This window comes from Gordonia sp. CPCC 205333, assembly GCF_048537885.1.
Classification (GTDB): domain Bacteria; phylum Actinomycetota; class Actinomycetes; order Mycobacteriales; family Mycobacteriaceae; genus Gordonia.
Window position 1 is genome coordinate 279,250 of sequence record NZ_JBCLVI010000001.1, and the last position, 13,759, is coordinate 293,008.

The window sequence follows — 13,759 nt, forward strand, 5'->3', positions numbered from 1 at the left end:
CCCTAGTAGAGGTCGGTACGGCGGTCGGCCAGGTGCGTGTTCTCCCGACGCCCGCTCAGCAAGACACGAGGGTCGATGTCTGCGACGAGAAGTGTCTCGCCGAGTCCCGCGCGCGCGAGGTCGGCACCGTCGGGACCGACGATGGCACTTTGCCCGCAGTAGTGAAGCCCGTTCTCCGAGCCGCAGCGGTTCGCGTAGACGATGAACATCTGATTCTCGTAGGCGCGGGCCGGAACGAGGATGCGACTGATCACGTCGAATGGCGTCATCAATCCGGTTGGCACGAGAAGCAGGTCGGTGCCGGCGTCGGCGTGGGCGCGAGCGAATTCGGGGAACTCCACTTCGTAGCAAATCCCCAAACCGACTGTGAGACCACCGAACTGTGTCTGCGTGATCAGGTGGTCGCCCGCGACGAACAGACTGTGATCGAGTTCGCCGAACAGGTGTGTCTTGTGATGGCGTGCCAGTGGTGTCCCGTCCCGGTCGACCAATACGACGGTGTTGCGATTACCGTCGCCGCCGACCTCCGGGTACCCGTACACAATCGCGATCCCATGACGTTGCGCGAGTTCGGAAATCGCTGATGCGAGTGGACCATTCGGCGGTTCAGCGCGCTGACCGGAGAGTTCACCGATGTTGTACCCGGTCGCCGACATCTCGGGTGTGACCAATAGATCGGCGCCGACATCGGCAGCCGAATGCGCCGCGGCCACAATGGCTGACAGATTGTCTTCCGCAGTCGCGGCATTCGCCGGACCCTGCGAAACCGCGATGCGCAGTCGCGCACCGTCGCTGCTTTCGATTGACGCCGGCACAATCCCGATGGTGCCACAACTTCGCCGCGCGGGCTGGCGAGTCAGGGGCCAACGTCTCGTGGCTCACGCCGGTGCGCGCCCGCCGACCACCACACACAGTTCAACGCGATCAGCGCGAACAATTGTGGAAGCCAATCGAATCCGTGATAGCCACTCGGCGAATGCCATGGCCCCGCGGCGAGATACCAGGTGGCCGCCAGCATGCTGATGAACGTGATCGCCGGGACCGTCTGTTCTCGCCGATGCCGCCGCAACCAGTGAAAGCCGAGCCAGCCGAGTGCGGTGATACCCAGTCCCCACCAGCCGCATAGCAACCAGGAGACCGCGCCGACACCGATCGCGCGGCCGATCCGAAGGGCTGTTCCCGGCATGGGATCAGCCGGCTGCGACGCCGCCTTGACGGCAGACCACCGCCGCGGCCACCATGCGGCGACGAGTAACAGTGCCATCAGGGTCAGACCCACACCGAGTGCCCAGCGATAGCGACTGTCGAATCGGAAGGTCAGGTCGACGATTCCAGACTTGCCGGCTGGCACGATCCACCCTTGCTGCCATCCGTTGACCGTGATCGACGTCAGAGCTGAACCGTCGATGCTGGCCCGCCAGCCGCTATTCGCGCTTTCGGGAACGACGATCACCTGAGCATCGCGTGCGGACGGGACGCTCAACTGTCGATGCGTCACATCCCATTTCAGTGTCCGCGGAACCCGGACCGAAGCGCCTGCGGTGTCGGTTGGCGCGTCGGGTCCGCGTGCGGACAGATCCACTCCCACGACGTTGAACACACCGGACGGATTCACCGAGATCTCCTGCCGACCCGTGGGCAGCCGGAGTGGCGTGTCTTCACATGGATAGGCGAGTACCGGGTCGCCGTTGCGCAGGGCGCGGGCCGTCGTCGAAACTTTGAGTCGCACAACCTGTCCCGCTGCTGTGATACCCAGTCCGCGGTCGCAACCGATTGTCACCGGACGATCGAGTGAAGCGGACGCGGGTGCCGTGGGGAACACCTCGATCTCGCCGATCCCGGGTTGAGCCGGCCGTGCGAATCCCAACCCGTTGACGTCGATTAGTGACGACGACTTGCCGATCGTAATCGAAAGACGCTGTGTGCGAGCACTTCCGACATCGACATAGCCATCCTTGTCAACGCGGTGAGTGTGTCTACCGTCGCCGGCATCGACGGTCACCTCGACGGGACGGGCCGGATAGTCCTGCGGGCCGGTCAAGCGGATTCGGTCAACGCGTTGCGGCGCGGGAAGATTGAGCACGACGGTCGGGTGCTTCTTCGAGTCTTGCGAGTCAGGCGCGGTCCATACTGTGGCGGGGTCGCCGTCGACCAGCGCCATCGCGTTGCCGCGCGGATCAGTTACCGAGGCGGGACCGGTAGCAGTTATCACGCCCGAAACCGTCAGTGTCGCATTGAGATCGGTCCCGGCCTTCGGGCGCAGCACGACGACGGGATCGACGTTGGTCGCGGCGGGTACCGAAAGCATGCGGGAGAACACCCCGGAGGTCTCGGCGCTGCGGCCGACAGCGGGTGAGCAGCGGATCACGGTCCTATCGGGCACGCATGCCGAGCGTCCGTCCAATTCCTGCGACAGGTACCAACGGGCGACAGCAGAACCAGTGGGGAGCGGCGGTAAGTCGGCGCGAAAGCGGATATCCATCGGCATACCGGTCACCAGATCGCGTATCCCGATCTCACTGAGCGCGAATTGATTTCCGGCCACCCCGCCGTCGACTCGCAACGCCCGGATCTTGATCGACGAGGTTGGTCCGCCGGGGAGGGTGAGTGACACCGGCTCACCGGGCTCGATGCCCTGGGCAACTGTGGTGCCGGTGTCGGTTGTCACCACGATGCCCGTGACGTCGGGGCCGATTGCCTTGTGTGTGGTGAGGGTGAGCGCGAGATTGGATCGTGGCGTATCGAAGTTCAGCTGTAGCCACTGGCCGACGGCGGCATCGAGGCCCGAGCTGATCCACGAGGTGTCGGTATCGTGGTCGAACGCCGCGGCTGGTGAGTCGGCGGGTGATGTCTGTCCGGGTTGGGTTGCGTCCGAAGCGGATCCGGAGGTGGTGACCCAGACTCGGCCGGGGTCGTTGTTGAGCAACCAGTGCCCGCTGACGAGTGATTGGCCGACCACCGGGTAGTCCGCCGAGGCGTTCTTGGTTCGGCGTGGTTCGGTCGCCGATCGGGTTGATGAATTGTGATCATCGACGCGACCGAAGTCGGTTTCTCGATCGACGGGGGCGTCGGTGACAGTCAGCGGTGCCCGTGGCAGCCCCGCACGACGGGCGTCGGCTTCGAAGAGTGCCGGGCCGAGCGCCGGATAGCCGCGTCGAGCGCGGTAATCCTGCAGGGCGGCAAGCGATTCAGGGCCACCACTGAATCGGGGCAGGTCGTCGAGATCAGTAAGTATCGGTCCGGTGCCGTCGAAAGCGACACCGTCGGTGACAGCGAAGATCTGGATCGCGGGCATCTTCGGGCGCAGTCCGTCGTCGACGACCACCCCGTCGACCGTTGCCGGACCGACGTCGGGCCCGAACTGGGCGATCTTGTGTAGTCCGGGTGATCCGGCCAGCGCATGCTGCGCGAGTAGTGGTCGGGCGGAACGAGATTCGATCGGGGTGAGGTCGGCTCGCAGGACAACGTACCCGATGCCCTGTTGCGCGAGGGTCGCGGCCAGGCCGGGTGAGGGGCGCCCGTCGGCGATGGCACGTTGAACCGAATCCATCGCCCGGATCGCCTCGGGAGGTACCAGTGGTATCGCGTCGCGCACCGCCCACGGTGTCGTCGCGAGCGGCTGTATCGGTTCGTCACGCGTGAGGCCCCAGAGTTGTTGTGCGAATGGCGATCCGGGTACCACCAGGGTGCGACCCGGGTGGCCTGAATCGGCGCCTGCCGCGTGCTGAGCCAAGAACTGAGCGGTATCCCGCCAGTAACCGGGCAGGTCGCGGTAGGTGTCGGTGCCGGCCAACCCGCCGGTCCACGCGACCGACCCGGCCCCGAGGAGCGCGACCAGAATCACGATGCTTGCCGCGGTGGTCTTCGACCGTTGCGGATGTGCCAAGGCGGACAACGATTCCCGAATTCGCACCGACCCGGGCAGGGGCGCACGCGCCAACAGGTGGGCTATGCCGAGTACGACCGGAATCCGGATGAGCGGCTCAACCTTATGCACGTTCCGTAGCGGGGCGCCCGCACCGTCGAGGAATGTCCGGATCGGCTCGGCGATCGGCGATCCGAGCCCGCCGGCATAGCCGACGCAGATCAGCACGATCCCGACGGTGACGATGACCGCGAACCGGCGTCGAAATGGCATCTGCCGCATTGCTAATCCGGCCAACCCCGCGGCGACCAATACACCGGTGGCCACCACCGCGGCCGGTTGCGTTACCAGAATTGAACCGGCAACCCGTTCGGGTGAGACGAATGGTGTCCACGAGCTGGTGCCACGCAGTACCTCGGTCAACGATGTCCATTCCGTTGTGACACGGGAGGATTCGATGAAGTCGAGGAATGGGGGGCTGACCCGTGACAGGATCAGCAGTGGCACCACCCACCACGCGCATGCCGCTGCCGCGCCGACAACCCACCAACCGCCGAACCGCGCCCAGCGTGCCGTCGGGCGATGCATTACGAACCAAAGAATGGACACTCCGCATGCCGCGACGGTTGCGACAGCGTTGACGGCTCCCATCAAGGCGATGGCAGCGGCGGATTGAAAAGCTAAGCGCCACAACGGTGGATCGGCGGTGGATCGCTCGGTGTCGAGTGCTCGGATGACGGGGATTAGCACCCAGGGAGCCAGCATCATCGGCAATGTCTCTGATGAGATTGACCCGAGGGTGGTCAGGACACGCGGACTCAACACAAAGGCGGCCGCAGCGATTAATCGTGATGTCGGTGATCCCACGCCGATCAGTTCGGCGAGCCGCACGATCCCGATGAAGCCGACGAATAGCAGCACTGCCCACCACAGGCGCTGCGTCACCCAAGGCGGTAGATGGCATAACTCACCCAGCGCGTAGAAGGCGCCATGCGGAAAGAAATACCCGTAGGCCTGATTCTGCACCTGTCCCATCGGTGCGGTCGGCGTCCACAGATGTAACGCGCGTTGCAGGAAACCGACCGGGTTGGCGGTGAGGTCGAGTTTGGTGTCCGCGGCCAGGCGACCGGGCGCCTGGAGGAAGGACAACAACAGAGCCGCCAGCGCTATCCATGCCACGCCTCGACGTGACAGTGCCGGCGGGGTCATCGATCAGTTGTTGCTACTGCCGCCGTCGCCGCGCGAGCCGTAGTCGACGGACCCCTGGATGAAGCCGTTGTTGGGATTGATGTTGTTGAGGTCTGTTGCCGGGCTGTTGTCGGCGCTCAGCAGTCCACCCAGAACAACCGAACCCAACCCGACGATGACGCCTGCCACTGCGGCGACGGCACCTGCAATCAGTCGGTTCGAGGTCATGGCGACGAAGTTACCATCTCGCCCCGGTGTGTCCGGTGATGCGCGCGGGCTCAGGGCTGAACTGCGGGCGGTTGATCACAATGCGCGGGGACCACGAAGACCGGGCGATGACAATGTTGCAGGACGCGTTGCGCGACACTGCTGTGCAGCAGGGCGCGCAGCCCAGATGCGCCGCGTGTGCCGGTGACCAGCAGATCGACGTTCAGCGCATCGGCAGCCGCCACCAACGCTCCCCACACCGTCGACTCGACTTCGACAAGGGAACCTTTGGCCGCCAAGCCGCTGGCGGCGGCCAATTCCAGACCGCGCTTGTTAGTCGTCTGTGCTTCGGCTCTGATCGCTCCGTCGATGTCGGCATCGAAAGCCGTGTCCGGTGGCGGCCCGAAACCGGCGGCGAGGCTCGATAGCCGGGCTGGGCTCGCGGACCCCGGCTCCCAGGCCGTCACCACGAAGGCATCGTTGGAGTTGAGGAATTTGCCCGCGTACTCGATGGCGCGATCAGCGTCGGGCGAGCCGTCATAGGCGATCATCATGACGGTTCGGGGACTTGTCTGCGAGTGGTCGCCACTCATGGCTCCAGGGTAGTGCAGGCGCGGTATCGGTGTTGGCAGTTTCGACGCCGATACCCGTGGTGCGCCGGCACATGTCAGACTCGTGGGCATGGCGTTTTCCAGGATGACCGCTGCGGCGCTGCGTCGTACCGCGATATGCGCGGTGAGTCTCGGTGCCGTGGCGACCACTGCCGTCGCGTGTACCAATGGTGGCTCGACCGGGCCGAGCGTGACGTCGAGCACGTCGGCGTATTCCTCGGCGGTATCGAGTTCGAGTGCGGCGTCCTCGGCGGTGCCTGTCGCGAATGGTTGTGGCGCAACCGAACTCGCGAAGATGACACGGCGGGAAAAACTCGCGCAGATGCTTGTCATCGGTGTGACCGGTACCGCCGACGCCGAGCGGATAGTTCAGTCGGAAAAGGTCGGTGGCGTGTTCATCGGCAGTTGGACCGACCTGTCGATCCTGACTTCCGGTGCGATGGAACGTATTTCGCGCACGTCGAAGACTCCGCTGATGGTCACCGTCGACCAAGAGGGCGGCCGGGTGTCACGGCTGAACAAGATCGGCATCGACAGTCCGTCGGCGCGGGAGCTGGCCGCGACGAGGACGCCCGCGCAGACTCGGGTACTCGCGGCGTCAATCGGTAAGCGGCTCAAGCGACTCGGAATCACTGTCGACTTCGCTCCCGACGCCGACGTCAGCAACGAGTCCGACGACGAAGTGATCGGTGATCGATCGTTCTCGAACGATCCCGAGACGGTGACCAAATACGCGCAAGCGTTCGCGCAGGGTCTACAGGATGCCGGCATCATGCCGGTGTTCAAACACTTTCCGGGTCACGGGCATGGGTCAGGTGATTCGCATACCGGCACGGTCCGAACACCGCCCCTCGCGCAGTTGCGCACCAGTGACCTGGTGCCCTACCGGACGCTACTCACGATGCCCGGCGTCGGCGCGATGGTCGGACACCTCATCGTGCCGGGACTGACCGGGACCGAGTTGCCAGCTAGTGTCAACGCACGCGCCATCGCTATGCTGCGGACGGGTAAGGGCTATCGGGGTCCGGCCTTTAACGGCGTCGTCTTCTCCGATGACCTGTCCGGCATGGCCGCGATCAGCGCGAAGTATCCGATCGAGCAGGCCGTTCCGATGGCGTTGAGCGCGGGAAGTGACGTGGCATTGTGGCTCTCGACCGATAAAGTCTCGACGGTGCTCGACGCGCTGGAACGGGCGGTCGCCCGTAAGACGCTGTCGGAGGCTAAAGTTGACCGTTCGGTGGTGCGAATACTGCGCGCCAAAGGTGTATTGAACTGCTGAGGCGCTGATTCTTCGACGTCGGGCTCCGCGCAATATTACTGACTGGTAAGTTGGGTGAAGCGTATGCGGAAGAACTCTTGGAGGTGACCGATGGCCGGTGGAACCAAACGCCTGCCACGGGCCGTGCGTGAGCAGCAGATGCTCGACGCCGCGGTGACAGTCTTCGCTGACAACGGCTTCCGGGAAACGTCGATGGATTCCATCGCCGCCAAGGCGGAGATTTCCAAGCCGATGTTGTACCTGTACTACGGCTCCAAGGATGAGCTGTTCGCGGCGTGTATCGATCGCGAGTCGTCGAAATTCATGGATGCGATGGCCGTGGGATTCAATCCTGCTCTGCGCCAACGTGATCAGGCTCGCACGGTGATTAAGGAATTCCTGCGGTTCGTCGATGAGAATCAGGAATCGTGGCGGGTGCTGTACCGGGTGGCAGTCGGCACCACGACATTCGCCGATCTCGTTGCCACCAGCCGCACGCGGATCACTGAGATGGTGGCCGAACTTATCAAGCGCGGTACCACGGTGAGCAGTGCGCAAGATATCGACTTCGAACTCACCGCGGTGGCGCTCGTCGGCGCGGGTGAGGCTGTCGCCGACCGGATTTCCGAAGGCGACGTCGATTTGGAGACGGCGACCGATCTGCTGGTCGGCATCACCTGGCGCGGCCTGAAAGGCGTTGGGACGCACGGGGATATGAAACCCGCCGAATAGCTGGTTGCGCCAGCCAATCGTCCAATACCCCCGCTGGTCGAGTGCCGAGGAGCGCCAGCGACAAGGTGTATCCAGACCCGGGCCCCCAATAAAACGCAAACTTAGCCACCGACGAAAAACGCACCGAGGGTAACAACCCTCGGTGCGTCCTGCGTGAACTTGTCAGTGCTTACAGCGCCCGCACCGTCGCGGTCAGGTGCGGGTATCCCTTGCGCCGGTTCAACAACGAGATGTCGTAGCCGATGCCGTCGCTGTCACTCGCCCGGTGAGTGTAGAGATTCACCTTGGCGGGCAACAGGATCGGCTTGCCGAAGCGCACCTTGTATTCGACTGCATCGGGCAGCTGAGCCTCGACGTTGGCGATTGCCGCCGCAGCACTCCACATTCCGTGCGCGATGGCCTGCGGGAAGCCAAAGGCCTTGGCGGACAGGTTCGACATGTGGATCGGGTTGCGATCGCCCGATGCCTCCGCATAGTTGCGGATCTGTCCAAGATCCACCGCTAGCACCGCATCCGGCGGCGGTGGCGTCGTCTCCTTGGGAGCTGGTCCCCGCTCGCCGTCGGACAGGCTGGTGCGCTGCTGCGAAAGGAAGGTGCCAGTCTGTTCGGCGACCAACTCGTTGCCCACGTGGAACTTCGAGGTGATGTCGATCAGCATGCCCTTGCGGTGCTCGCGCAAGTCATGCGCCTGCGTTGAGATCGACAACGGCTCACCGTTCTCGATCAGGCGGTAGCGCCGAATCTTGTTCTCCGCGTGGACCGAACCGACCGCACCGAACGGGAACTTCGGGTCAACCAGGGTCTTCATCACCAGTGGGAACTGGAGGACGAACGGGTAGGTCAGCGGAAGATGCGAGCCGAACTGCAACCCGGTCGTACGGCAATACTCCTGCTGCCGATTGAGGTCCGACGGTGCCCTAGTCAGTTTGTAGACGACGTCGGGCAAGGTGGCATCGGCCTTGATCGGACCGGACTTGCCGATCACCGGTAGCAGGGCCTGTACGGCGCGGCCATAGAGCGCGGCTGTCGACGGCGTGCTGTCGAGTGTGATGACCTTACTCATCAGGCACCCAGGAGACTCTGGCCGCAGACGCGAACGACGTTGCCGGTCACCGCATTCGACGCCGGGCTGGCGAAGTAGGCGACGGTCTCGGCGACGTCGATCGTCTGGCCGCCCTGCTGCAGCGAGTTCATCCGGCGGCCAACCTCGCGGGTGGCCAGCGGGATCGCCGCGGTCATCGCGGTCTCGATGAAGCCGGGCGCCACCGCGTTGATGGTGATGCCCTTCTTGGCGAGGATCGGCGCGTAGGCGTCGACCAGGCCGATGACGCCGGCCTTCGATGCGCCGTAGTTGGTCTGCCCACGGTTGCCGGCGATGCCGGCGATGGACGAGACGTCGACAACGGCGCCACCCTTGCGCAGCGCGTTGCGGGCGACCAATTCGTCGACGAGGCGTTGCGGCGCAATGAGATTCACCCCGATGACGGAGTTCCAGCGGGCATCGTCCATATTGGCGAGCAGCTTGTCGCGCGTGATACCCGCGTTGTTGACGATGATGTCGACGCCGCCGTGACGCTCCAAGACGTGCTCAGCGAGCTTAGTGCCGGCATCGTCGGCGGTGACGTCGAGCGGGAACGCCGTGCCGTTGACCTTGTTCGCGGTCTCCGACAGTGCTTCACCCGCAGCGGGGATGTCGGCGGCGATGACGTGAGCGCCATCGCGGGCCAGTACCTCGGCAATGGTCGCGCCGATGCCGCGGGCGGCGCCGGTCACTACCGCGACCTTGCCGGCCAGTGGCTTGTCCCAGTCTTGCGGAGCAGTCGAGTCGGCGTCGCCGATCCGAATCACCTGAGCGTCGACGTAGGCCGATTTACCTGACAGCAGGAAGCGGATCGTCGACTCGACGCCGGACAGGCCGGTCTTTGCCTTGGGGGAGACATACATGAGTTGCGCCGTCGCGCCGTTGCGCAATTCCTTGCCGAGCGAGCGGGTGAAGCCTTCGAGGGCGCGCTGGGCGATCTGCTCGTCGGGCTTGCGGGTGAGTTCCGGCGTGGTGCCAATGACGACGAATCGAGCCGAGTTGCCTGCGGAGCGCAGCACGGGCTGGAAGAACTCGTACAACGCGGCCAGACCGGCCGAGTTGGCGATACCGGTCGCGTCGAAGACGACCGCGCCGAGTTTGTCGGCACTGCGGCCGGCGGTGTTATTGCTGATCAGGTCGTAACCCGAGCCGTCGGAGCCCAGGATTTCCCGAAGCGGTTCGACGAGGCGTCCGTCGCCACCGAGCAGGACGGGTCCGCCCAATGCGGGCTTCGACGCCGAGTACCGACGCAGGGTCGGCGGCTGGGGTAGGCCGACGCGGCTCGCGATGAACGAACCGGGGCCCGAGGTGACGAATGTTGAGTACAGATCGGTGCTGCCTTTGGCGGACACTGCGACTCCTTCGTTGGTGTGAGTGGTCGGCTGTGATGAAAGCGACCGGGGGGTTAGGTCGACAGGGAACTTACTGATGAGTAAGAATACTCCATAGCAGTTACATTCAACTCCTCAAGGAGCCTTCCGTGGCAAACAGCACATCCCGCAAGGCGGCGGCGAAGCCCGCCGCGCGTCAGCAACGCCCCGTCGCCATCCTCGGTGGCAACCGCATCCCGTTCGCGCGCCAGGACAAGGCGTACGCCACCGCCAGTAACCAGGACATGTTCACCGCTGCCCTGTCAGGCCTGGTCAGCCGCTTCAGCCTGCAGGGCGAGCGGCTCGGCATGGTTGCCGGCGGCGCGGTGCTCAAACATTCGCGTGACTTCAACCTGATCCGCGAGAGCGTCCTCGGCTCGGCGCTCTCGCCCTATACCCCGGGACTCGACGTCCAGCAGGCCTGCGGCACCGGCCTGCAGGCGATTACCATCGTCGCCGACGGCATCGCCGCCGGTCGCTACGATTCCGCCATCGGCGGCGGCGTCGATACCACCTCCGATGCCCCGATCGGTGTCTCGGAGTCGATGCGCCGGCAGATGCTCGAGGTGAACCGCGCTCGCAGCACTAAGGATCAGCTCTTGGCCGCAGCCAAGCTCGCCACCAAACTCGGCATCGAGATTCCCCGCAACGGCGAGCCACGTACCGGCCTGTCGATGGGCGAGCACGCCGCGATCACCGCCAAGGAGTTCGGCGTCAAACGCGACGAACAGGACGCGTTGGCTGCTGCGAGTCACCAGAACATGGCCAAGGCATACGACTCAGGATTCTTCGACGATCTGATCACCCCGTTCATGGGCCTGACCCGCGACCAGAACCTGCGTGGCGATTCCACCGCGGAGAAGCTCGCGACGCTCAAGCCGGTCTTCGGCGTGTCGCTCGGCGACGCGACGATGACCGCGGGCAACTCGACCCCGCTCACCGACGGCGCATCGGCTGTCCTGCTGGCCACCGACGAATGGGCGGCTGAGAAGAAGCTACCGGTCCTCGCCTACTTCGTGGACAGCGAGACGGCTGCCGTCGACTACATCAACGGACCCGATGGCCTGCTGATGGCTCCGACCTACGCGGTGCCGCGTCTACTGGAGCGCAACGGCCTGACCCTGCAGGATTTCGACTTCTACGAGATCCACGAGGCCTTCGCGTCGGTCGTGCTCGCCACGCTCCAGGCGTGGGAGTCCGAGGAATACTGCAAGGAACGCCTCGGTTTGGACAAAGCTCTGGGCTCGATTGACCGCGCCAAGCTCAACGTCAACGGTTCGTCGCTCGCGGCCGGTCACCCGTTCGCCGCGACCGGTGGTCGCATCGTCGCGCAGGCTGCCAAGCGCATTCGGGAGAATGGCGGCGGTCGTGCGCTCATCTCGATCTGTGCGGCAGGCGGCCAGGGCGTCACCGCGATCATCGAGGGCTGATCTTCCACTCGGTTAGGACTGTAGTCGGCCGCTCCCGCATGTCGGGGGCGGCCGAGTGCATTGTGCGCCAACGGCTTTTCCGCTGTTCAGCCACCGATTTCGGATCGCATGAAAAGACTTTCTCGAAGGGTGTAACGAATGCGGCGACCAGGTAGATATAACGGGTGGCTCCGATCGAGCTGCCAGACCCCCGACCCGGCAGCTCGATCGGAGCCTCTATATCTTGGGCAGAAGAACCGAACGACTCTGACGCCGTGCGCGTCGCCGAAGGTGTAGACGGTGAGTAGGAAAAAGCGAGGTCGGCGCATCACGCGATGCGCGCTTGCGGTGGTACTCGTCCTCACCCTTGTTCTATCGATCGATCTACTCGCCACGCACGAACACAGTGCGCGCGGTGCATCTATCGCCGGCGTCGAAATCAGCAATTCTGAGCGATCCGAAGTCAGAGCGGCTGTCGACGGTTTGCTGCCCGCGGTCACCGCGCCGGTACACCTTCGCACGACGTCAGGCTCGGCCACCTTGACCGCCCGAGAACTTGGCCTGTCCTTCGACGCCGACGCGACCGTCGAGCAGGCCATGAAACAACCGCGCGGCCTATGGGCCCGACTGCATGGTTTGTTCGGCCGGGATCATCCGGTCCGGCCCGTGATCACCGTCGACGACGTCGCGTTCAACGCCGCACTCGACACAAAGCGTAAGGAGCTCGAGAAGGCCGCGGTCGAAGGCGGAGTCCACTTCGTGACGACGGGCAACGTCACCGCGCCGGTCGGTGACCTGCCGTCGGCTGGTTTGCGGATCAATCGCGCCGCAGCCAAGGACACCGTGGTGGCGAGTTGGCTCACCGGGCAGGTCATCGATCTGCCGATGGAGTCCTTCTCGCCGACGGTGAGTGCCGCGACGGTGCAACGGGCGGTCGACGGTCCAGCGAAGACGTATGTGTCGTCCGCGATGCGTCTGGACGGCCGCGGATCGAGCGTCGCGTTGACTCCGGCGCAACTCGGCGAAGTAGCGGTCTTCGGGCCCGACGGAAAGGGCGGACTGCGGCCGATCGTCGACCCCAAGAAACTGGCTCGCGTTGCCGGCTCCGGTCTGGTCAAAACGGAGAGTCGACCAGTCAACGCGACATTCACCCTCGCCGCCGGTGCGCCGAAGGTCGTGCCGTCGCGCGAGGGGCAGAGTGTCGACTGGGTCAAAACCGGCCAGCAACTCGGCGTCGCCGGGCTGGAGACATCGGCTCGACGCGGTGCGGTCGCCTACACCCAGCGCAAACCTGCGCTCGACACCGCGAAGGCACGCGGCCTCGGCGTCAAAGAAGTAGTCAGTGACTTCACCACCGGCGGATTCAGCGCAGCCTCGGGGGAGAACATCCGGCTCGTCGCGCAGGAGGTCAACGGCGCGATTGTGTTGCCCGGCAAGAACTTTTCGCTCAACGGATACACCGGCACGCGCGGAACCGCGCAGGGCTATGTCGACTCGACGATCATCGATCACGGTCGGGCGGCGAAGGCCGTCGGCGGCGGTATCTCCCAGTTCGCGACGACTTTGTACAACGCAGCGTACTTCGCTGGCCTCGAGGACGTCGATCACACCGAACATGCCTATTACATATCGCGCTATCCCGAAGCGCGTGAGGCGACGGTATTCGAAGGCGCCATTGACCTGGTATTCCGCAACAACACGAAATCGGGTATCTACATCGAGACGCAGTGGACGTCGTCGTCGGTGCTGGTGCGCTTCTGGTCGACGAAAACCACTGAGGTGCAATCGATTACCGGTGAGCGCTATGCGTATACGGACCCGTCGAAAATCGAATTACCCAAGGGCGATGACTGTATGGCGTCGAGTGGACAGCGGGGGTTCACCACATCGAATACGCGCGTCGTGACCGATGCCAAGACCGGCGCTGAGCGGTCGCGGCACACTCGGACGGTCAAATACGACCCCGAACCGAATGTCGTGTGTAAGTAGTCCATCCGAACGCCGTTAGGGGTCCGGCGGTGACACGTGTTGCACCGAA

Annotated in this window: 10 protein-coding genes; 4 read left to right on the top strand and 6 right to left on the bottom strand. The window is 64.3% G+C overall.

Annotated elements, in window-relative coordinates; translation table 11 throughout:
• Window positions 1-2: 2 nt before the first annotated feature.
• The 4 genes from AAFP29_RS01295 to AAFP29_RS01310 form a co-directional block, all read right to left on the bottom strand.
• Window positions 3-779, bottom strand: a complete 777-nt coding sequence (locus AAFP29_RS01295) for a carbon-nitrogen hydrolase family protein (protein WP_419216318.1) — start codon at window positions 777-779, stop codon at window positions 3-5.
• Between the two features lie 77 nt (window positions 780-856).
• Window positions 857-5,074: an alpha-(1->3)-arabinofuranosyltransferase domain-containing protein gene (locus AAFP29_RS01300; RefSeq protein WP_419215488.1), complete on the bottom strand. Its 4,218-nt coding sequence runs from the start codon at window positions 5,072-5,074 to the stop codon at window positions 857-859.
• Between the two features lie 3 nt (window positions 5,075-5,077).
• Window positions 5,078-5,281, bottom strand: a complete 204-nt coding sequence (locus AAFP29_RS01305; protein ID WP_419215489.1) for a DUF2613 family protein — start codon at window positions 5,279-5,281, stop codon at window positions 5,078-5,080.
• 50 nt (window positions 5,282-5,331) lie between these two features.
• The gene (locus AAFP29_RS01310; RefSeq protein WP_419215490.1) at window positions 5,332-5,853 is read right to left on the bottom strand and encodes a universal stress protein; all 522 of its coding nucleotides are present in this window, start codon (window positions 5,851-5,853) and stop codon (window positions 5,332-5,334) included.
• 88 nt (window positions 5,854-5,941) lie between these two features.
• Here AAFP29_RS01310 and AAFP29_RS01315 point away from each other — a divergent pair, with 88 nt between their 5' ends.
• Both AAFP29_RS01315 and AAFP29_RS01320 read left to right on the top strand, forming a co-directional pair.
• Window positions 5,942-7,150 (top strand): glycoside hydrolase family 3 N-terminal domain-containing protein, encoded by a 1,209-nt coding sequence (locus tag AAFP29_RS01315; protein ID WP_419215491.1) that lies wholly within the window; start codon window positions 5,942-5,944, stop codon window positions 7,148-7,150.
• A gap of 90 nt (window positions 7,151-7,240) precedes the next feature.
• On the top strand, window positions 7,241-7,861 hold the full coding sequence (locus AAFP29_RS01320) for a TetR/AcrR family transcriptional regulator (RefSeq protein WP_419215492.1): 621 nt from the start codon (window positions 7,241-7,243) through the stop codon (window positions 7,859-7,861).
• 169 nt (window positions 7,862-8,030) lie between these two features.
• On the opposite strand, the gene AAFP29_RS01325 is transcribed toward AAFP29_RS01320, so the two are convergent.
• Both AAFP29_RS01325 and AAFP29_RS01330 read right to left on the bottom strand, forming a co-directional pair.
• On the bottom strand, window positions 8,031-8,924 hold the full coding sequence (locus AAFP29_RS01325) for a MaoC/PaaZ C-terminal domain-containing protein (RefSeq protein ID WP_419215493.1): 894 nt from the start codon (window positions 8,922-8,924) through the stop codon (window positions 8,031-8,033).
• Window positions 8,924-10,294 (bottom strand): 3-oxoacyl-ACP reductase, encoded by a 1,371-nt coding sequence (locus AAFP29_RS01330; RefSeq protein ID WP_419215494.1) that lies wholly within the window; start codon window positions 10,292-10,294, stop codon window positions 8,924-8,926. The genes AAFP29_RS01325 and AAFP29_RS01330 overlap by 1 nt, the downstream gene beginning before the upstream one ends.
• Window positions 10,295-10,422: 128 nt before the next feature.
• Here AAFP29_RS01330 and AAFP29_RS01335 point away from each other — a divergent pair, with 128 nt between their 5' ends.
• Together AAFP29_RS01335 and AAFP29_RS01340 are read left to right on the top strand one after the other, a co-directional pair.
• Window positions 10,423-11,742: an acetyl-CoA C-acetyltransferase gene (locus tag AAFP29_RS01335; RefSeq protein ID WP_419215495.1), complete on the top strand. Its 1,320-nt coding sequence runs from the start codon at window positions 10,423-10,425 to the stop codon at window positions 11,740-11,742.
• Between the two features lie 279 nt (window positions 11,743-12,021).
• Complete coding sequence (locus AAFP29_RS01340; RefSeq protein ID WP_419215496.1) at window positions 12,022-13,710, top strand: VanW family protein; 1,689 nt, start codon at window positions 12,022-12,024, stop codon at window positions 13,708-13,710.
• Window positions 13,711-13,759 lie beyond the last annotated feature (49 nt).

What these genes read in the sequence shown, in the direction of transcription:
- AAFP29_RS01300 (WP_419215488.1), bottom strand. Translation starts at nt 5,074, where the DNA reads ATGACCCCGCCGGCACTGTCACGTCGAGGCGTGGCATGGATAGCGCTG.
- AAFP29_RS01305 (WP_419215489.1), bottom strand. Translation starts at nt 5,281, where the DNA reads ATGACCTCGAACCGACTGATTGCAGGTGCCGTCGCCGCAGTGGCAGGC.
- AAFP29_RS01310 (WP_419215490.1), bottom strand. Translation starts at nt 5,853, where the DNA reads ATGAGTGGCGACCACTCGCAGACAAGTCCCCGAACCGTCATGATGATC.
- AAFP29_RS01315 (WP_419215491.1), top strand. Translation starts at nt 5,942, where the DNA reads ATGGCGTTTTCCAGGATGACCGCTGCGGCGCTGCGTCGTACCGCGATA.
- AAFP29_RS01320 (WP_419215492.1), top strand. Translation starts at nt 7,241, where the DNA reads ATGGCCGGTGGAACCAAACGCCTGCCACGGGCCGTGCGTGAGCAGCAG.
- AAFP29_RS01325 (WP_419215493.1), bottom strand. Translation starts at nt 8,924, where the DNA reads ATGAGTAAGGTCATCACACTCGACAGCACGCCGTCGACAGCCGCGCTC.